General features: G+C 71.7%; 22 protein-coding genes. 10 read left to right on the top strand and 12 right to left on the bottom strand.

Annotation, left to right across the window (positions count from 1 at the left end; genetic code table 11):
* Positions 1-12: 12 nt before the first annotated feature.
* The 3 genes from BMW85_RS37250 to BMW85_RS37240 form a co-directional block, all read right to left on the bottom strand.
* Complete coding sequence (locus BMW85_RS37250; RefSeq protein ID WP_091091235.1) at positions 13-621, bottom strand: DUF1707 SHOCT-like domain-containing protein; 609 nt, start codon at positions 619-621, stop codon at positions 13-15.
* 64 nt (positions 622-685) lie between these two features.
* Positions 686-1,327, bottom strand: coding sequence for a response regulator (locus BMW85_RS37245; RefSeq protein WP_091091232.1), 642 nt, complete (start codon positions 1,325-1,327; stop codon positions 686-688).
* Positions 1,315-3,309, bottom strand: coding sequence for a sensor histidine kinase (locus BMW85_RS37240; RefSeq protein ID WP_091091230.1), 1,995 nt, complete (start codon positions 3,307-3,309; stop codon positions 1,315-1,317). Before BMW85_RS37240 ends, BMW85_RS37245 begins: the two co-directional genes overlap by 13 nt.
* Positions 3,310-3,454: 145 nt before the next feature.
* Between BMW85_RS37240 and BMW85_RS37235 the strand changes: the two genes are divergently transcribed.
* Both BMW85_RS37235 and BMW85_RS37230 read left to right on the top strand, forming a co-directional pair.
* Entirely contained in the window at positions 3,455-3,805 is a 351-nt protein-coding gene (locus tag BMW85_RS37235) for a hypothetical protein (RefSeq protein WP_091091228.1), read from the top strand.
* Positions 3,806-3,845: 40 nt separating this feature from the next.
* Positions 3,846-4,562, top strand: a complete 717-nt coding sequence (locus tag BMW85_RS37230) for a DUF4386 family protein (protein ID WP_091091226.1) — start codon at positions 3,846-3,848, stop codon at positions 4,560-4,562.
* On the opposite strand, the gene BMW85_RS52145 is transcribed toward BMW85_RS37230, so the two are convergent.
* Positions 4,519-5,310 (bottom strand): MerR family transcriptional regulator, encoded by a 792-nt coding sequence (locus BMW85_RS52145; RefSeq protein WP_218156100.1) that lies wholly within the window; start codon positions 5,308-5,310, stop codon positions 4,519-4,521. The genes BMW85_RS37230 and BMW85_RS52145 overlap by 44 nt on opposite strands.
* Before the next feature lie 63 nt (positions 5,311-5,373).
* Between BMW85_RS52145 and BMW85_RS37220 the strand changes: the two genes are divergently transcribed.
* Complete coding sequence (locus BMW85_RS37220) at positions 5,374-6,051, top strand: hypothetical protein (RefSeq protein ID WP_091091223.1); 678 nt, start codon at positions 5,374-5,376, stop codon at positions 6,049-6,051.
* Here the strand turns inward: BMW85_RS37220 and BMW85_RS37215 are convergent.
* Positions 5,990-6,445, bottom strand: coding sequence for a helix-turn-helix domain-containing protein (locus BMW85_RS37215; RefSeq protein ID WP_091091221.1), 456 nt, complete (start codon positions 6,443-6,445; stop codon positions 5,990-5,992). The two genes, BMW85_RS37220 and BMW85_RS37215, sit on opposite strands and share 62 nt — an antisense overlap.
* Before the next feature lie 302 nt (positions 6,446-6,747).
* On the opposite strand from BMW85_RS37215, the gene BMW85_RS37210 reads away from it, so the two are divergent.
* The gene (locus tag BMW85_RS37210; protein WP_091091219.1) at positions 6,748-7,125 is read left to right on the top strand and encodes a glyoxalase superfamily protein; all 378 of its coding nucleotides are present in this window, start codon (positions 6,748-6,750) and stop codon (positions 7,123-7,125) included.
* A gap of 15 nt (positions 7,126-7,140) precedes the next feature.
* Here the strand turns inward: BMW85_RS37210 and cpt are convergent, their stop codons facing one another.
* The 7 genes from cpt to BMW85_RS51555 all read right to left on the bottom strand — a co-directional run bounded on the left by cpt (position 7,141) and on the right by BMW85_RS51555 (position 13,810).
* Complete coding sequence (gene cpt, locus BMW85_RS37205; RefSeq protein WP_091091217.1) at positions 7,141-7,674, bottom strand: chloramphenicol phosphotransferase CPT; 534 nt, start codon at positions 7,672-7,674, stop codon at positions 7,141-7,143.
* 32 nt (positions 7,675-7,706) lie between these two features.
* Positions 7,707-8,381, bottom strand: coding sequence for an NADPH-dependent F420 reductase (locus BMW85_RS37200; protein ID WP_091091214.1), 675 nt, complete (start codon positions 8,379-8,381; stop codon positions 7,707-7,709).
* A 35-nt stretch (positions 8,382-8,416) separates the two neighbouring features.
* Positions 8,417-8,788 (bottom strand): hypothetical protein, encoded by a 372-nt coding sequence (locus BMW85_RS37195; RefSeq protein WP_091091212.1) that lies wholly within the window; start codon positions 8,786-8,788, stop codon positions 8,417-8,419.
* A 16-nt stretch (positions 8,789-8,804) separates the two neighbouring features.
* Positions 8,805-11,009, bottom strand: a complete 2,205-nt coding sequence (locus BMW85_RS37190; RefSeq protein WP_143082531.1) for an ADP-ribosyltransferase — start codon at positions 11,007-11,009, stop codon at positions 8,805-8,807.
* Positions 11,010-11,036: 27 nt separating this feature from the next.
* Positions 11,037-11,420 carry a hypothetical protein gene (locus BMW85_RS37185; protein ID WP_091091208.1) on the bottom strand — a complete coding sequence of 128 codons (384 nt, stop codon included), beginning with the start codon at positions 11,418-11,420 and terminating at the stop codon, positions 11,037-11,039.
* Complete coding sequence (locus BMW85_RS37180; protein WP_091091206.1) at positions 11,413-11,817, bottom strand: YbaB/EbfC family nucleoid-associated protein; 405 nt, start codon at positions 11,815-11,817, stop codon at positions 11,413-11,415. Before BMW85_RS37180 ends, BMW85_RS37185 begins: the two co-directional genes overlap by 8 nt.
* A 97-nt stretch (positions 11,818-11,914) precedes the next feature.
* Positions 11,915-13,810, bottom strand: coding sequence for a glucuronyl esterase domain-containing protein (locus BMW85_RS51555; protein WP_091091204.1), 1,896 nt, complete (start codon positions 13,808-13,810; stop codon positions 11,915-11,917).
* A gap of 395 nt (positions 13,811-14,205) precedes the next feature.
* Between BMW85_RS51555 and BMW85_RS37170 the strand changes: the two genes are divergently transcribed.
* The 6 genes from BMW85_RS37170 (at position 14,206) to BMW85_RS37145 (ending at position 17,532) form a co-directional block, all read left to right on the top strand.
* Positions 14,206-14,625 carry a VOC family protein gene (locus tag BMW85_RS37170; RefSeq protein WP_091091202.1) on the top strand — a complete coding sequence of 140 codons (420 nt, stop codon included), beginning with the start codon at positions 14,206-14,208 and terminating at the stop codon, positions 14,623-14,625.
* A 59-nt stretch (positions 14,626-14,684) separates the two neighbouring features.
* On the top strand, positions 14,685-15,056 hold the full coding sequence (locus BMW85_RS37165; protein WP_091091200.1) for an MmcQ/YjbR family DNA-binding protein: 372 nt from the start codon (positions 14,685-14,687) through the stop codon (positions 15,054-15,056).
* 46 nt (positions 15,057-15,102) lie between these two features.
* Positions 15,103-15,498 carry a hypothetical protein gene (locus BMW85_RS37160; RefSeq protein ID WP_091091198.1) on the top strand — a complete coding sequence of 132 codons (396 nt, stop codon included), beginning with the start codon at positions 15,103-15,105 and terminating at the stop codon, positions 15,496-15,498.
* A gap of 54 nt (positions 15,499-15,552) precedes the next feature.
* Complete coding sequence (locus BMW85_RS37155) at positions 15,553-16,467, top strand: DMT family transporter (RefSeq protein ID WP_177241077.1); 915 nt, start codon at positions 15,553-15,555, stop codon at positions 16,465-16,467.
* Between the two features lie 16 nt (positions 16,468-16,483).
* Positions 16,484-17,104, top strand: a complete 621-nt coding sequence (locus BMW85_RS37150) for a GntR family transcriptional regulator (protein WP_245775297.1) — start codon at positions 16,484-16,486, stop codon at positions 17,102-17,104.
* Between the two features lie 77 nt (positions 17,105-17,181).
* The gene (locus BMW85_RS37145; RefSeq protein ID WP_091091191.1) at positions 17,182-17,532 is read left to right on the top strand and encodes a hypothetical protein; all 351 of its coding nucleotides are present in this window, start codon (positions 17,182-17,184) and stop codon (positions 17,530-17,532) included.
* The last annotated feature ends 30 nt before the right edge of the window (positions 17,533-17,562 follow it).

The raw sequence follows: 17,562 nt of genomic DNA, 5'->3' as shown, positions 1-17,562 counted from the left end.
GCGGCCGGGCGCTCAGCGCTTGTCCCGGCGGCGTGGCTTGCCGCCCACCCCGCCGAACAGCGCCAGGCCCTTCACCACGAGCACCGGCGCCGACGGGTCGACGTCCTCGCTGCCGCGTACGTCGAAGCCGCCGAAGATCCCGATGCCCTCGCTGCGCACCTCCATCCCCTCGGGCACGATGATCTCGGCCCCGCCGAAGATCGCGGTGATCCTGAACTCGACTTCCCTGGCCTCGAACTCGGCATTGGTCAGGTCGAACCGCATGCCGCCGAAGAGGGCGAACCCCGTGGTCCGGCGCCGTACGCGCCAGCGGCCCTTGCGCTCGCTGCCGCCGAAGACGGCGATGACGTTCTCGGGCGCGGACTCCGTGGCCGACGGGTTGGAGACCAGGTTCGGGGTCACCGGGTGGCGCCGGTCGATCTGGAGGTCCTGGGTGAGGAGCTGGAGCTCTCCCATGGTTTTGGCCTGGTAGAGCTTGTCCAGGCGCTCGGAGTACTCTTCGTGGCTGAGCTGGCCGGTGCTCATGGCTTCACCGAGCACGGAGGCGATCTGCTCCCTGTTGCTGTCCGAGGCGCGGAGGTGTGACAGCTGGGGGTCCCTGGGCGAGGGGCTGTTTTCCATACCGGTCACGATAGTACGCGTTTGTCTCGATTTGGGGCTCGGAGCAGCCGATCGCAGTCACCGTTCAGGGGCGGTTGAGGTAAAGGAGGACGGCCAGTACGCGGCGGTGGTCCTCCTCCGAGTTGGCCAGGCCGAGCTTGGCGAGGATCGAGCTGACATGGGTCTCCACCGTCCGGTCGGTCAGCCAGAGGCGCCGCGCGATGCCGACGTTCGTACGGCCCTCCGCCATCAGGGCCAGCACCTCGCGCTCCCGCGCGCTCAGCGACGCCAGAGGGTCGTCGGCCCGCCGGCCGCCGATGAGGCGCGCGACGACCTCGGGATCGAGGGCGGAGCCGCCCGCGGCCACCCGCTGCAGCGCGTCGAAGAAGTCGTCCACGTCGAAGACCCGGTCCTTGAGCATGTAGCCGAACCGCCCGCGGGACACCAGATCGACGGAATGCCGGGTCTCGACGTGCTGGGAGAGCAGGACGATGCCGAGCTCCGGGTGGCTGTCGCGGATCTGCCTGGCCGCCCGGGCGCCGTCGTCGGTGAGGTCGGGCGGCATCCGGATGTCGATGATCGCCAGATCCGGGCTCGCGGACGCGACGGCGGCGATCAGACCGGGGGCGTCCTGGGCTTTGGCCACGACCTCGTGCCCGGCGTCGGAGAGCAGGCGGGCCAGCCCCTCCCGGAACAGGGCGGAGTCCTCGCCGATCACGATGCGCACGGCAGCACCGCCTCCACCAGGGTTCCGCCGCCCGCCGGGCTGGACAGCCGCAACGTGCCGCCGGCCGCCTGCACCCGGTCCACGAGGCCCGCCAGCCCCGTCCCCGGGCGTATCTCGGCTCCTCCCGGCCCGTCGTCACTGACCCGTACGGTGACCCGGTCGTCGGCACGGCTGACGCGGACGCCGATCGCCGCGAGTCCGGCGTGCTTCACCGCGTTGGTCATCGCCTCGCTCGCGACGTAGTAGGCGGTCATCGCCACGTCGTCGGGCAGGTCGTCGGCCGCCACGTCGGCCGCCACGTCGAGCGTCACGGGGACCGGCACCTTGCCGGCCAGCATGGACAGCGCGTTCCCGAGCCCGTCGTCGAGGCTGCTGGGCCGCAGGCCGTGTGCGATCTGCCGCAGCTCGGTGACCGCGGAGGCCAGCTCCGCCACCCACTGGTCGAACAGGCCGTCCACATCGACGGTGCCGTCGTCGAGATGGCGTTGCGCCAGCCGGATCGCCATGCCGAGGGAGACCAGGCGCTGCTGCGCCCCGTCGTGCAGGTCGCGTTCGAGCCGCCGACGCTCCTCGTACCCGGTGTGCAGCAGCCGGGTACGGCTCGCCTCGGCCTCGTCGAGCGCCCGGCTCACCTCGATGCGCAGCCGGACCACCTCGATGAGCAGGGCGCCCGCGGTGGCCGCCTCCCGCAGCAGCTCCCGGGTGCCCGCTCCGCCGCGCACGATGGCGCCGATGTCGTGGCCGCCGAGCCGTACGCGGGCGACGAAGGCGTCCCCGGGGTCGACCGGGGCGCCGGCCGCGTCCACGAGCCCGGACGTGCCGGGCAGCCGGTAGCCGACCCGCAGCGCCGGGTCGCGCAGCGCGGTGCGCAGCGTCGCCTCCAGCTCCTCGGGCTGAGCCTGGCCCGCGTGCGTACGGTCACGCAGCTCTTCGACGGCGCTCAGCACGGCCTGCCGGGCCGGGTAGAACCGGCGATCGACCCAGCGCTGGAGCCGGACCCGCAGCGGGGACAGCGCGGCGGCGCAGATGGCCGTGCCCGCGGCCGCGGCGACGGGCGAGCTCCGGCCGGTGCCGAGCCCCACCAGGAACGAGGCGGCCGTGTAGAAGCCGAGCAGGAGCGCGGTCACCAGGCCGTAGGTGACGGCGGCGCTGATGGCGCGGTCGATGTCGTAGAGGTCGTGCCGCAGCACGGCGATCGCGGTCGCCACCGGGATGGTCAGGGCCGTCGCCGCCAGGCCGATGAGCGCCGGCTCGGGCCCGTCGAAGAACAGGTAGCCGGCCCAGCAGAGCAGCAGCGTCAGCGGGAGACAGGCGGCACCGAGCGCGAGCCACTTGAGCTGGGCCCGCGCCACCTCCTCGGTCGTCCTGCGGTAGCGCAGCACCACGGCCGCCGCCGAGCCGATCAGCAGTCCGAGGAAGACCGGCAGCAGCGCGACGGCCGCCGTCCGCAGCACCGGCAGGTAGGACTCGGGGAGCCGGAAGGGGTGCGGCACGGCCTCGAACGGCGGCCGGTAGGGATCGGGGTCGAACACCGAGATCAGCATGAAGAGCGTCGGTACGACCAGCAGCCCGGCGACCGCCCAGCGCCACCGCCGTCCCGGCAGCCGCCCGTCGGGGAACACCAGCATGAGCAGCGCCGCCGGCACGTACAGGAACATCCAGTCGCCCTGCGACAGGGCCACGTACAGCTCGGGGACCGGCAGGTCAGGCCGCCAGGCGACGGCCGAGGCGTACAGGTCGTCGACCGTGACCCACACCGCGGTCGCGCCGACCAGCATGAGCAGCGGGCCGACCACGCTGCCCGGACGCCGGACGGCGACCAGCGTCCCGAGCACCACCGAGGGGAGCGCCAGCGTCGCGCCGGTCGCGAACCTCGCCGTGGCGCCTGCGTCGCCGCTGATCGTCGCCAGCACCACCCCGGCGCCCGCGAGCACGGTCGTCAGGGCCGCCAGGGCGAACGCGGACAGACGGGAGGTGGTCACACCTGAACGCTAGGCCCCCGGGACCGCCGGGTGAATACGTGCCAGTACGGAGACACGTCCCGTGCCTGCCCGGATCCGGGAGGGAGGGCGGGCGGCGGAGACTCCGGATCGGTACAGATTCCGCTTCGTTCACAGGGAGGATCCCATGAAGCGTTCCCGTCTCCTCGTCGCCGGGCTGATCGTGTGCGGCCTGCTCGGACTCATCGACGTGGTCATGCTGCCGTTCGGCGACGGCGAGCACCCTCCGTTCGCGGTGGCCGCCGCCGGAGCCGCCCTCGGAGTGATCACCCTGGCCGGCATCGTGCCGGCCTGGCGCGGCAGCCGGGCCGGTGCGGTCGCCGTGATCGTCAGCAGGCTGCTGTCGGGGCTGACCGCCGTGCCCGCGTTCTTCGTCGACGGGGTTCCCGCCGAGGCGATGACCGCGGCCGTGGTCGGCGTCGTGCTCACCCTCGGCGGCGTCGCACTGGTCGCGCCGGCTCTGCGGTCCCAGAGCTGACCCCCGCACCCCTACCGCTGCTTCCTCCCGAAGGAGAATCATGGAAACGTCCGTCCCGTCCTCCGTACCGTCCTCCGGCGGCGTGCCCGCGCCGGCCGATCCGTCGCCCATCCGCAGTGTTCCGCTCGCCCTGGCGCTGTTCGCCGCGCCATGGGGGTTCATCGTCGCCAACGGCGCCTACGCGTGGGTCACCCGCTCCGGGGGGAGCGACGGCAGCGGCGCGGAGGCGCTCGCCCTGGCCGCGGCCCACCCCGGCCTGTACCGCCTCGCCAACGTCGCCGCGATGCTGGCCAGCATGCTCATGGTCCCGGCGGTTCTCGGCGCCAAACGGCTCGTGGGAGACCGGAGTCCGAAACTCGCTTTCGTCGGCGCCGTGATGATGGCCGCTGGATACATCTGCTACTTCGGGGTCGCGCTCAGCGGGATCACCGACGTCGCCATGGCCGAGCACGGCGGCCCCGTCCAGGACTACGCGGTCGTCATCGACAACAGCCAGAGCGACCCGTCGACGCTGTGGGTGTTCCTGCTCTTCGTGCTGGGCAACCTGGTCGGGACGCTGCTGCTCGGCCTGGCCCTCCTCCGTAGCCGCAGGGTCCCGGTCTGGGCCGCCGCCGGGGTCCTCGCCTGGCCTCCGCTCCACGTGATCGGACTGGTGGTCGGCAGCGAGTGGTTCGAGGTCACGGGCGCCGTCCTGCAGGCGGTCGGCCTGGTGGTCACCGGCGCTCGCCTCCTGGCCGCGCCTCGCCCCCGCCCGTGATCAGGTGGCCCCTCGACCGGGCGAGCGTGAGGTGCGGTCCGGTCGAGGGGCGTACGGACACTTCGAGGACGACGGCATGGGCGCCGTCGGCGTCGACGAGGTGTTCTTCCACCGTGGGGCCGGTGACGGCGAGATGGTGACGGCCCAGCCAGCCGAACAGGTCCTGCCCGGCGCGGACCACGTCCGTCGAAGGCGGGACGACGGCTCGTACGACGGCGCGAGCGGGCAGGATGAGCTGCTCGCCGTCGCGATCGGCGCTCACCGCCGCCGTGAACGCGCCGGTCGGCTCCCCGCGCAGCCAGGTCAGCAGGGTCGCCGGCGGCCCCGGGCACAGCGCGGCGAGCTCGGACGGGTGGTCGAGGCGCACCCGGCGGACGCGCAGGCGGCGCGAGCCCAGCGTGGTCTCCTGGGGCAAGATCGACATGGGCGTGGTCAGACGGTCCTCGGCGTGGGCCGCGGCGGCGGCGAGGGCGGCGATGTCCTGCCTGAGGCCCGTCACGATCTCGGCCAGGGCCTGTCGCAGCTGGGCTTCAGGGGCGTCCAGCAGGTCGGCGATCCGGCGTAACGGCAGGCCGAGGCGCTGCAGGCCGCGGATGCGTTCCAGCCGTGCCAGCTCGGCCACGCCATAGTGGCGATAGCCGGTGACTCGGTCCACCGCGGCGGGAGGCAGCAGGCCGATCCTGTCGTAGTGGCGCAGGGTCCGTTCGGAGACGCCGACCATCCGCGCCAGTTGCCCGATCCGCCACACCCCTCGCTCCTTCCCGCGGCAGGTTGACTTTGTCCCTGCGGCAAGGTCCTACCGTCACCGTCCATGACCGACGCGAACCCTCGGACGAACCGGCTCACCGGTGTCCTGCTGTTGACCTCGTTGGTGGCCATGGTCGCCGGTGCGGCCATCGTGGTGCCATCGGGGTTGACCCTGAATTCGGCCGATCCCGTAGCCGCGCTGGCCGCGGTGCGCGAGCAGCCCGGGCTGCACCTGACCGAGCTGGCCCTCGACGTACTGGGCTGGCTGGCACTGACGGCGGCCGGGCTCGTGATGGCCGCTCGTCCCGCCCAGGCGCCCGGACCGCACCTGACGACGCCGGCCGGCGGACTGCTGGCCGCCGCCGGGCTGGCAGGTCTGCTCCATGACGCGGGGAACCTGGCGCTGACCCAGTTGGCTGCCCGTCCCGCCGCCCCGGCGGTCGCCACCGTGGCCTGGGCGGTGCTGCTCACCGCCAAATGGGCGGTCAACCTGGCCGGGCTGCTGTGGGTCGCCGCCACCGTCGCGGCGGCGGCCGGCGTCCCGATGCCGGCCCGGCTCCGCGTCGCCGGTGCGCTCGCCGCGGTGTCGGGTGCGGCGGCGGTCGTGCTTCCGTGGACGACCGGGACCGACGGGCCGACGGTGGCGCTGGAACAGCTCGGGTACGCACTCCACCTGCCGATCATGATCTGGTACGGGGTCCTGGGCCGGTGCTACCTGCGCGGCCAGAACTCCCGCCGGTAGATGTCGTCCAGGACGCGCCCGTCCCCGTCAAGGAGATGGAATGGGCCGGGTCAGACAATTCCAGGTCGATCGCCGCCAGCAGCAGCCTCGCGTTCCTCGGCACCCGGTCCGCCGCGTGGCCGGCCGGCGGTCGCGGGCCGCGGGTCAGCTGCGCCAGTCTCGTCAGGTGACGTCGTTCCACCTCGTCCAGGTCGAGCACGTCGGCGATCGAGCTGAGCGCCGCGTCGGAGGGGCGTACGTTCCTGCCCTGTTCCAGGCGCTGGTAGTAGTCGGTGCTCAGCCCGGCGAGGGCCGCGACCTCCTCGCGCCGCAGTCCCTCGACCTTCCGCCTCGGGCCGGGCTCCAGCCCGAGGTCCTGCGGGGTGGTCCTCGCGCGCCGGGAACGGAGGAACATCCCGAGCTCCCGGGCCGCTGCCCGTTCGTCCGCCGTGGTCGAAGTTTGCAACCCAGGTTCGGGAGATCCAGGGAGTTGTCCGCTGCCGGACCTACCGTCGGCGGTGCGGCATCGACCTGCCGTTGAGCCTGCTCGCCGCCCCCGCCCAGGCGGCGACGCTGATCAGCACCTTCCCGCCCACCGAGTACGGGGGGGTACCGCTGCGAGCTGACGCCGACGGCGTGGTACCTCTACGAACGCTGAGAGCCCATTTTCGGCCGGCGGAGCGATGATTTTCGGGCCGGAAAACGGTCTAAGGAGTTATGAGCACTCAGTCGAGCACGTACGCCATCCAGCCCATCTTCTGCACCGCCGACATCGAGCGGTCGAGGTCCTTCTACGTCGAGGTGTTCGGCGCGGAGGAGCGCATGCGCGTGCCGGGCGACGACGGGCCGTTCTCCGTGGAGCTCCGGATCGGCGACGCCGGCCTGGGGCTGGTCGCCTATGGGCCCGGGGTCGAGGTCCCGCCGGGCCGGGTCATCGTGGCCGTGTTCGTCCCCGACGTGGACGAGCTGCTGCCGCGGGTGGAGGCGGCCGGCGGGAAGGTGCGTGGCCCGGCCAACGACATGCCGTGGGGCCACCGGGTCGCCCACGTCACCGACCCGGATGGCAACCTCATCAACCTCACCCAGCAGCTCTGAGCGTCCAGCGAAAAGTCACTTGACGTGGGCGGCGACGGCGCGGGCGCAGTCGAGCGGGTCCGTACGGGTGGTGTCGAGCTCCACGTCGTACGAGATGCCCTGGTGGACGGCCGTCGCCTGGGACGCGGCCATGCCGGCGGGGCGGTCGCCGCGCGCCGCCTCGCGGGCCGCGGCGACGTCGGCGTCGCACCGCACGCCGACCCACAGCACGCTCAGCCCGGCGAGGGCCTGCCGCCATCGCTGCTGGGAGTCCGGGCCGCCGATGAACACGTCGTCCACGACGACCCGGGCCCCCGCGCGGGCCATCGCGGCGATGCCCGCCGTCCACGCGCCGTCCAGGATCTTGAACTCCGGTCCGACGACCACGCTGCCGTCGGAGGCGTAGGCGACGCCCGCGTCGGACTCCCGCAGAGAGGGAGGCAGCGCCTCGACCATGGTGTCGACCGAGAAGGCGAGCCACGGGTCCGGCAGGACCGCCTGAAGAGACCGCGCGATCGTGGTCTTGCCCGAGCTGGAGCCGCCGTTGAGAACGATCACCTGAGTGGTCATCGCGCCATCGTACGGGACGCGGGGGCGGAGCCTCAGCCCGCGGCGAGGCCGGACCGGATGGTCTCGGCGGAGGCCGGCACGCCCGGCGACTCCCAGAAGTTCGCGGCGTCACCGGCGTACGGATCGGCGTAGACGGGGGTGCCCGGCTGGAACCGCCGGCCCTCCGCCAGGGCGCCCGCGTCCACGGCGTCGTAGCCGATCGCGTCGAGGAACGCGGCCACCTCCGCCTTGGCCGCCGCGTCGTCGCCGGCGATCGCCAGGGCGCTGCGGTCGGCGGCGCCGGCGGGCCGGGCCAGCGTCGCGAGGTGCCGGAAGAAGATGTTGTTGAAGACCTTGACCACCCGCGACTCCGGCAGGTGCCGCTGGAGCAGCTCGCTCGACGTGGTCGAGTCGTCGTCGAGCTCGGGGAAGCGCCCGTCGCGCTCCGGGTAGTAGTTGTTGGTGTCGAGGACGGTCTTGCCGGCCAGCGGCTCCACCGGCACCTCGCGGTACGCCTTGAGCGGGACGCTCACCACCACCAGGTCGCCGGCCGCCGCGGCCTCGGCCGCCGTCGCCGCCCGCGCCTTCGGGCCGAGCTCCCCGACGAGGTCACGCAACGTCTCGGGACCGCGTGAGTTGCTGAGCACCACGTCGTAGCCTGCCGCGACGGCGAGCCGGGCGACGGTGCCGCCGATGTGTCCGCTGCCGATGAGAGCGATAGTCGTCATGCATGCTCTATCACCGGGAGACGCTCTGGCATTCCTCAGCCGGCGGCGGCGAGCTCTTCCAGCGCGGCCAGGGTCGGCAGCTCGAAGGGCCGGCCCACCGGCACCTTTCCCGCCCGCCCGTCCTCGGGCTCGCCCGACCAGTGCCGCAGGGCCGCGAGCGGGCTGACGCCGTTGGCCTTCGCCCAGCGCAGCCGCCGCGTCCAGGCCACGGCGGCGTCGAGGGCCGGGTCGCCGGCCTGCTCCCGTGGCACGTACTGGGCGGCGTCGTCGGTGGTCGCGGCCCACAGGTAGCCGATGACGACGTCGTCCTTGAGAATCGGCATGTAGCGGATCGGGGAGGCCGTGGTCCGCGGATAGGAGTCGGGAGCCAGGACCGTCTGGAACGCGGGCTCATCCTTCAACGACATCGCTCACCCTCCTTCGTCAGGGCCCGGCATCGTCGGGCAGCACCCAGCCGTAGACGTGCCACTTGCCGTACACCCGCCGCACGTCCTCGGCGAACCACGATACGCCGGAGCCCAGCAGCAGCTCGTTCTCGGGCAGATTGCTGATGGGCTTCACGTACAGGGCCGGGGTGTCGGGCGGCACCCGCAGGTGCAGCACGACGTCCCCGCCGAAGATCGGCTCGGTGCCGATGTTCGTCGAGAAGAAGCCGGGGTCGCGTTGCACGGTTCCGGGAAGCTCGTGGACGGGCACCGTGAACAGTTTGTTGGTGAGGCGCACCACCCGGTACACGTCGATCGTCTCCGGGACGGTCTGGCGGCGCAGCACGTCGTTCAGCAGCTCGATCTTCCGCTCGACGCGTCCCTCCGGGTAGAGGAGGGGGTCCTCGCCGCCGCGCAGGCGGCCGTTCATCTCGATGTAGCCGTTGCCGGCGTAGTGGCGGACCACGTCCAGCTCGCTCCCCGACAGGTCCTTGAGCACCGGCTGCCAGACCGTCTCACCGAACGATGGGTGGACGAGGCGGGCGCCGAAGGGCGCGTCCAGGGGGATGTGCGGGGCCGGCGCGCTGTAGTAGAGGCCCGTCTCGGTGCGGCGGATGGTCTGCTGCAGCGGCGGGCTCGGCCCGTCCGTGGACAGCCCCGAGTAGGTGGAGAAGTCCACCGGCGGCTTGAACCGGCGTTCCGTCCCCGTCGCCACGTAGTGGTCCTTGGGCGGCGGGGTGGCGGGGGTGTCGTGGTACAGGTCCAGGATGTCCGGCAGGGCCTTGGCCAGGGCGGGGTGCAGCTCCTGGTGGTTCGCCATCTGGGCGATCTCCGGCAGGGTGAACCACCGGGCGGCGCTGGCCTCGAAGGTGTCGAGCCTCGGCGTGAACATCGGCCCGTCGGCGGCCAGGTTGGTGTACTTCCAGCCGTTGTTTCCGACCTCCACCGCGTGCTCGCCCTTGAGCTGGAGCTGGTCGAGGTAGCTCTGGCCCACGCCCAGCTCCTCGCCGAGCTCGCGGGCGGCGCCGTTCACCGGCGTTTCGAGGCTGTCCAGGGCGCCGCCGGGCAACTGCCACTTGCCGGCGTTGGAGACGTTCTGGCTCTGTTGCATGAGCAGGTAGCGGGCCTGGCCCGGGCCGTCGGTGCTGCGGATGAGGACGCCCGCGGCGCCGTACCTGCCCCAGAGGCCGCCCTGGACGTAACCGTCGCCCGACCTGCCGGGGTTGTCGAGGATCCGGAACGGTCCCGGCGTCTGATTCGGCAGGGCGTGCGGAGTGGAGCCGCTCAGCGTGGTGTGAGCGGTGATCGGCAGCGAGACCGTGCTGGGCGGGGAGCTGTGGCTCTTGGTGCGGCTGCTCCAGAGGGGATTGTCGGTGACGGCGGGTGACCCGTGACGGGTGCCCGGCTTGGCGGACGCGTACGGGCTCCAGCTCGCCCAGTGGGCATCGGCGCCGCCCACCACGCCCGAGGTGAAGCTCTTGATGAACCTGATCGGGTCGAACTGCCCGCTCGCGAGCTGCACGGTGAAGTCCGTGCCCGCGCTGGCGAAACCCGACCTGAGCATCAGGCCGGCCATCGACCGGGCGGGCAGGAGCCCGGTGAAACCCGTGAGGAACGTGCCGAGGAGGGCTCCCGTGCCGCCCGACTTGAGCACCTGCTCCCAGTCGAGGTGGTCGCGCCGCGACTGACTGGCCTGCACCGCCACGTCCATGCCGGCCATGAGGCCGCCGAACAGGCCGATGTTGATCAGCAATCGCCTGGCGAGCTGGGCGATGGCCAGCCGGGTGAGCTGGACGCGGGCTCCGATCGTGGCGAGCGACATCGCTCCCCAGGGACCCATCGAGGCGGCCAGCAGCCAACCGATCTGGACGATCAGGAACCAGACGGAGACCTCGATCATCCGTTTGGTGTACTGCACCTGGACGCCGAGGTTGTTGTAGTACTTGGCGGCCGAGACGAGCTGCTCGATGAGCTCCTTCAGCGTCGGGTCGAACACGTACTGGACCCGCTCGACGAGCTCCATGAGCGCGTCGCCGTCCCAGTCCTCTCCCGGCCGGCCGAAGGTCTGTAACAGCTCTTCTTCCATGACGGCCCCGGCGGTGTACGCGCACGCGTCGGCGAGCCGGAAGCAGCCGTCCTCGTCGCCTTCCGGCCAGTCGGTGCCGACGGCGAAGCCGACGTACGGCTTCGCCCAGTCAGGCACGAGGAAACCGTCGAACCCCAACGTTGGTCACCAGCCCTCGGGGTACGAGGGGTCGTCGCCGGGCGGGTCTCCGAACCGCGGCGCGTCCGGGCCGCTCAGGTCGCCGGTCTCCCCGTAGCCCTCGGCGTCCTCGTAGTTGCGCGCGTTGTCCCGCAGTCCGTCGCGGAGGTACTCCAACTCGTCGAGGTGGTTGCGGAAGGCGCCGAAGACCGCGTCCTCGATCTTGAACCGGTTCTTGGCCAGTTCCTCGCCGTACTGGTCCCGTCCCAGGGGGTTGCCCTCGCGGTAGAAGACGTCGGACAAGTGATCGTGCAGTTCGATGAGCGCGTCGAGGGAGGCGTCGGCCTTCGACGAGCGGGTCCGCAGGCCGCTGAAGACGGCGCGGTAGCCCTGCTGGGACGGGCTAGCCACGGTCTTCCTGCCCCTCCGGCGGCAGCCTGACCGGTTGGGGCAGGAACGACTCGATGCTCGCCCCCTCGCCGAAGACGTCCTCCAGAGGGATCCCCTGCGGCATGAACGGCGCCATGAGCTCCTTGGTCTGGCCGGCCACCTGCCCGGTGGCCGCGCCGATCTGCTCCATGATGGCCCTGGCGAGCTGCGAGGGAGAGAGCTTGCGGTACACCCGGGGGTCGAGCTTGATGTTCTGGACCTGGCCGCGCGGCCCGACGGTGACGCTCACCATCCGGTCGCGGGACTCGGCGGTCGCCGTCAGCTCGGACAGCTTGCCGTACGCCTCGCGCAACTGGGTGGCCTGCCGGTTGTACTCCTTGGCCAACTCCTCGACGGTCAGCCGGAACTCCTCGCTCAAGCAACCACCTTCCGCCTCCGAAAGCACCATAAATGGCTTTTTTTCACTGCCGTAACAGGAACGATATAGGGTCCGGAGTCCCCGTGCGGGCCGAATGTCAGGAGCAGCGGTAACCGGAGGGGTAGGCGGTGTCGCCGTTCGGCCGGGTCGCCTGGAAGCCGAAAGTGGCGGTGGCGGCCCCCGGCGCGAGGGCGCCGTTGTGGGCGGCGTTCCGCACCGTGACGGTCTGGCCGGAGACGGTGACGGCGCCGTTCCACGAGCCGGTCAGGGTGTGGCCGGCGGGCAGGGTGAAGGTGACCGTCCAGCCGGTCATGGCCGAGGAGCCGGTGTTGGTGATGGTGAGGGGCTGGATGACGTAGCCGGTCGCCCACTGCGTCTGTACGGTCGGCACGGCCGTGCAGCCCCCGGTGGCCGAGCCGGGCTGCGTCGTGACCTGCGCCGTGTTCGAGACCGGGGAGATGTTGCCCGCCGCGTCCCTGGCCCTGACCTGGTAGCGGTAGGTGGTGCCGGGCGTCAGGCCGGTGTCGCTGAACGAGGTCGTGGCCGAGGTGCCGGCCTGCGCGAACGTGCTACCGCTCGCGCCCGGCGCGCGCAGGACGTCGTAACCGGTGACGCCGGTGTCGTCCGTGGCGGCCGTCCAGGTCAGGGTCGTGCCCGTGGACGTGGTGGCCGAGGCGGCCAGGCCGGACGGCGCCGTCGGCGGCGAGGTGTCGGAGGTGGGGTCGCCGAGCGCCGGGGTCGTCCAGTCACGCCACTCGGCCAGGTTGCCGCTCTTGCTCGCGGCGATCCGCATCGTGCCCGTGGAAGCGCCCGTGTTCAGCAGGAACTTCTGGATGTACTGCTGCATCGGCGTCCGCCACTCGGGCCGGGTCGCGCAGTGGGTGCCGTCCTGGACGTCGGACCAGTACGTGAGGTTGCCGCCCGCGCCGAGCGCCTTGTAGATCTCGGCGCCGCCCAGCGCGGCCACGCTCGCGGACCGGGCGGCCAGCCAGTCGATGTGCGGGTTGTCCATGATGAACAGCCCGCGCGGCGCGATCATGCCGACGACCTCGTGCGTGTCCACCGGGAGCCGGGCCGGACCGCCGGTGAAGGAGCCGAAGGCGTCGCCGAGCCACGGCTGCTCTGAGTAGGCGCTGCTCAGCGGCTGGGCGCCGCTCTCGCCGGGGATCGCGCGGAGGGCCGCGACGCCGCCGCTGCCGGACTCGACGGGCATGGTCAGCGTGATGCGCTGGTCGAACGCGCCGGTCACGAAGGCGCCCTTGCCGTAGCGGGAGCAGCCCGTGACGCCGGTCGCGTCGGCCCGCAGGATCGAGCCGCCGGACTGCTCGATGACGTCGATGATCCGGCTCACGCCCCAGGCCCAGGCGGCCAGGATGCCGGTGCCGCTGGTCGCGCCGTAGAGGGTGTAGAACGCGCCCTGCTTGTTGCTGCGGGACGTGCCCTCCCTGCCGACGGCGAGGGGGTCGTAGCTGATGACGGCCGCGCCGGCCGCGCGGATGGTGGCGGTGTCGGCGCCGAGGCCGCCGAGGACGACGACGGCGGGGAACGGGCCGGAGCCGCCGCCGGTCGGGAGCTGCACGCCCGCGGAGAAGGATGCGCTCCTGCCGTTGTGGGAGACGTTGACGGTGATGCCGCTGCTGGTGACCGTACCGGTCACGCTGGACGGTTTCGGCGGCTTCTCGCCGTAGACGAACTTCTCCGCCAGCTTCCTGATCTCCTGCCTGCGGCAGCGCCAGTCGGACCTGGCGGTGACGCGGGTGCCGTCGAGCTTCGTGAACGGGTCGGGAAGCCGGGAGACGGTGGGCAGGGACCCCGCGTCAGGGAGGCCGGGCACCGCGCAGCCGGCGCCGTCGTCCTCGACCCCCGCCGCGGCGAGGCGCACGCCGGCGTCGGCGCTCGCCGCCCGCACCGCTCCGGGGATCGCGATCGTCGCCGCCGCCAGCACGGCGACCGCCGCGCGGAGCCTGGAACGGCCCGAGTAGATGATCACCATGCTCTCCTTCCAGGGGGACCGATGGTCAGTGTGCGAAGCGGTACGAAAAGTGTCAATAATTGTCTGAAATATTTCGGCACGCGAAAGGTTGGCCTGGCCTGATTCGGGCCTGGGCAGTGAAAGTTTCTTCGTCTAGCCTGAGGTCAGCGGGCAGGCGTGGAAGGTCGCCGCCCGACCGAAACTTTCGGAAGCCACATCTGGCTGGAAATAGGCGGCCATATTGGTCAGGACATATTGACGTGTGTTCACGGACGCCGGTAATTGCTTCATCGGGCGGCGCCGGTGGCAATTTTCTTCGTCATTACTGTGAACGCTGCGTTAATCCGCCATTTTCACGCCGCGCAGGTGGACAGGGTGAATAAGGAAGACGATATTGGGAGCAAGGAGGTTCATTCATGGAGGCACGCCTGGACCATCTCGTCTGCTGGGTCGCCGACCCGGCCGTCTCGCTGGGCTTCTACGAGCGGGTGGTCGGGTTGCCCGGGGTGCGGGCCGAGGAGTTCCGAGAAGGCAGGGCGGGGTTCCCGAGCGTCCGGGTCGCGGACGGGACGATCCTCGACCTCATGCCGTACGAGAGCGCCAGAGGCGTGGACGAGGGCACCGGGGTGCGGGGCACGGCGGGGCACCCGCTCAACCACTTCTGCCTGGCCGTGAATCGCGAGGATTTCGACGCGCTCCAGGTGCGGCTCAAGCAGAACGAGATCGAGGTCACCGGCACGGGAACGAACTCGTTCGGCGCGCGCGGAATCGCGCCCGAGACGATTTATTTCCCCGACCCCGACGGCAATGTCATCGAGGTCCGATATTACGAGTGAGCCGGGCGCCGCCCCCGTCGCGATCGGAAGTTGTCGGTGGGCTCTGGTAGACAGGCGGCATGGGTGTGAGCGTCGATGAGTTCCTGGAGATGCTGGACGAGCTGCCCGGGGTCAAGGTGAGCCACGGCGGCGAGTGGATCGGCATCAAGGTGCGCGACAAGGGCTTCGGCTACCTCTGGGAGAAGACCGAGACCGTCGGGCTCAAGGCCACGGTCGAGGAGCAGCTCGCGCTGGTGGCTGAGCGGCCCGAGGTGTTCGAGGTGCAGTTCACCGCGGGGCGCTTCGGGTGGGTGGTCGTGCATCTCGCCCGCATCGACGCCGACGAGCTGTTCGAGCTCGTGGCCGAGGCGTGGTGCCTGACCGCGCCCCGGCAGATGGTGGCGGACTTCGAGGCGACCCACCCCATCGGGCAACGGGTGCAGTCCGGGTGATCCCCGGCGTCGTGCCGATTCCGCCAGGGTGATCTACCCTTTTCGGGTGGACAGCGAGAGTCTGGCCGCGGCCGGCCTCCTGGCCGCGCTGAGCCGGACGGTGGAGATCTTCGCCGATTTACGGCACCCCTTCGTCCGGCACGAGCACGTCTCCACCTTCTTCCCGCCCGCCGGCGTCCGCGTCGGCGTCGCCTTCGTGCTGCCCGACGGCCGCGAGGTGCGCTTCGAGGTCTCCGTCGCCGCCGCCGGTGACGTCTTCCACGTCGAGGGCTCGATCACCGTCGAGAGCCTGACCGGCGCCGCGAGCGAGACGCTGCTCGACCTGCCGCGCAAGGTCCTGCCCGACGTCCGGGACGCGCTCGCCGTCCTCGACGACTATGCGAGCGACGTGGCCGAGGCCGCGAACCGCGTGATCGACCGGCTGCTGGAGGAGCTCGCCTAACCTCATCCCGTGATTTATTGGACTTCATTGTCTGGTTGTCTGACAATGTAGGACATGAGGAACGGACCTATCGCCGTGGTCGCCGCCGCCGTGCTCTGGGGGACGGCGGGCACCGCGGGCCTGCTCGTCTCGGCCGACAGCGTCGCGCTCGCCGCCGCCCGGCTCGTCGTCGGCGGCGCGGCCCTGGCGCTGATGGCCGGGTCCGGGATCCGGCGGGTGCTGAGCCCGGGGCTGCTGCTCGGGGCCGTGGCGGTGGCGGCTTACCAGCTCTGTTTCTTCGCCTCCGTGGCGCGGACGGGCGTCGCGATCGGCACCGTGGTGGCGATCGGCAGCGGGCCCGTCTTCACCGGGCTGCTGTCCTGGCTGCTGCACAGGCGGCGGCCGAGCCGCCGCTGGGTCATGGCCACGGCCGCGGCGATCTGCGGCTGCGCCGCGCTCATCGTCGGCGGCGGCGTCTCGGCGGGCGGATCGACCTCGGGACAGGTGGTGTCCGGGGTGCTGTTCGCGCTGCTCGGCGGCCTGCTCTACGCCTTCTACGCGGTCATGGCGGCCCGCGCCATCGGCGACGGCGGCGAGTCGAACGCGGTGATGGGCGTCATGTTCGGCGGCGCGGCGCTCATCATGCTGCCGGTGCTCGTCGTCAACGGCGGCGTCGGCTGGGAGCCGCGCGGCCTGGTCGCGGTGCTCTACCTGGGCCTGGGGACGACGGCGCTGTCCTACTTCCTGTACGGGCGGGGGCTGCGCACCACGCCGGTCGCCACGGCGGCCACGCTGGCCCTGGCCGAGCCCGCCGTGGCCGCGCTGCTCGGGGTCGTGGTGCTCGGCGAGCGCCTGGCGCCGGTGTCGGTCGCCGGGCTCGTGCTGCTCGCGTTCAGCCTGGCCGCGGTGGCGATCCCCGAGCGGGCGGCGCGGCCGGAGGTCCGCGTACCCGCGGAAGCGGGAGCCCCAGGCGTGCGGGAACGGCGTTAGAGTCGCAGGCGTGACGATGCCCCTCAGACCCGTCTCCACCGTGGGGGCGCTCGCCGACGCCCTGCGCAGCAGGGTGCTCTCGGGCGAGATCGCGCCCGGCACCCCGCTTCCCGAGCAGGAGCTCGCCGCCTCCTACGGCGTCGCGAGGCCCACCGTCCGCGAGGCGCTGGCCGTCCTGGTGCATGAGGGGCTGCTCAGGCGGGAGCGCAACCGCAGCGCCTACGTCCCCGAGGTGACGCTCGCCGACCTCGACGACCTCATGTACGTACGCCGCCCGCTTGAGGACCTGATGGCACAGGCCGTGGCCGGCCGGCGGGTGCCCGCGGCGGAGGCCGCCCTGGGGCGCATGGCGGCGCTGCCCGCCGAGGCGCTCTGGTCGGAGAGCGTGGCCGAGCACATGGCGCTGCACGAGGCGCTGATCGAGGCCGTCGGCAGCCCGCGGCTGGAGCGGCTCTACGGCGTGCTGGCGGCCGAGACCCGGCTCGGGCTGGTCCGCCTGCGCGAGGTGTACGAGGACCGTGACGTGCTCGTCCGCGAGCACCGCGCCCTGCTGGACGCCATCGCCGGCGGCACCGCTGAGGAGGCGAGGGCGGCGGTGGCCGCGCATCTCGGCCACTCCTGGGGCGGCGGCGCTTGAACGCCGCGAAGGCGCTCCATGCGCCAATGCGCGCGAACCCTTGCGGGACGGCCATGTAACTCGCAAGAATCGCGGCCATGCACGGCAATCCGATGCCGGACTCCTACGTGTATGTCACGGAAGAGGGCGTCACCCGTCACTACGCGGACGGGAGCGTCGAGGCCCTCGCGTGGGAGGACGTCGTGGAGGTCCGTGTGGTCACCGAGTCCGGCGAGGACGTCCTTTTCATTCTGCTCGATCGTGACGGCGAGGGTTGTGTCGTGCCCCGCTCCGCCACGGACGCGACGTTCCTCGCCCGTCTGCGCTATTTGCCGGATTTCGACCTCGACCGGCTGACGCTCGCGGCCGACTCCGCCCATGACGGGGTCGTGGTGGTCTGGCGCAGCCCGGATCCGCCGTCGGCGCTGCCCGACCTCGAATACGACTAAAAGGTTCACTACCCGGCCATCTGCCGAAAT

Source organism: Nonomuraea wenchangensis, from assembly GCF_900111685.1.
Classification (GTDB): domain Bacteria; phylum Actinomycetota; class Actinomycetes; order Streptosporangiales; family Streptosporangiaceae; genus Nonomuraea; species Nonomuraea wenchangensis.
This window is presented reverse-complemented; position numbering and strand designations above follow the sequence as displayed.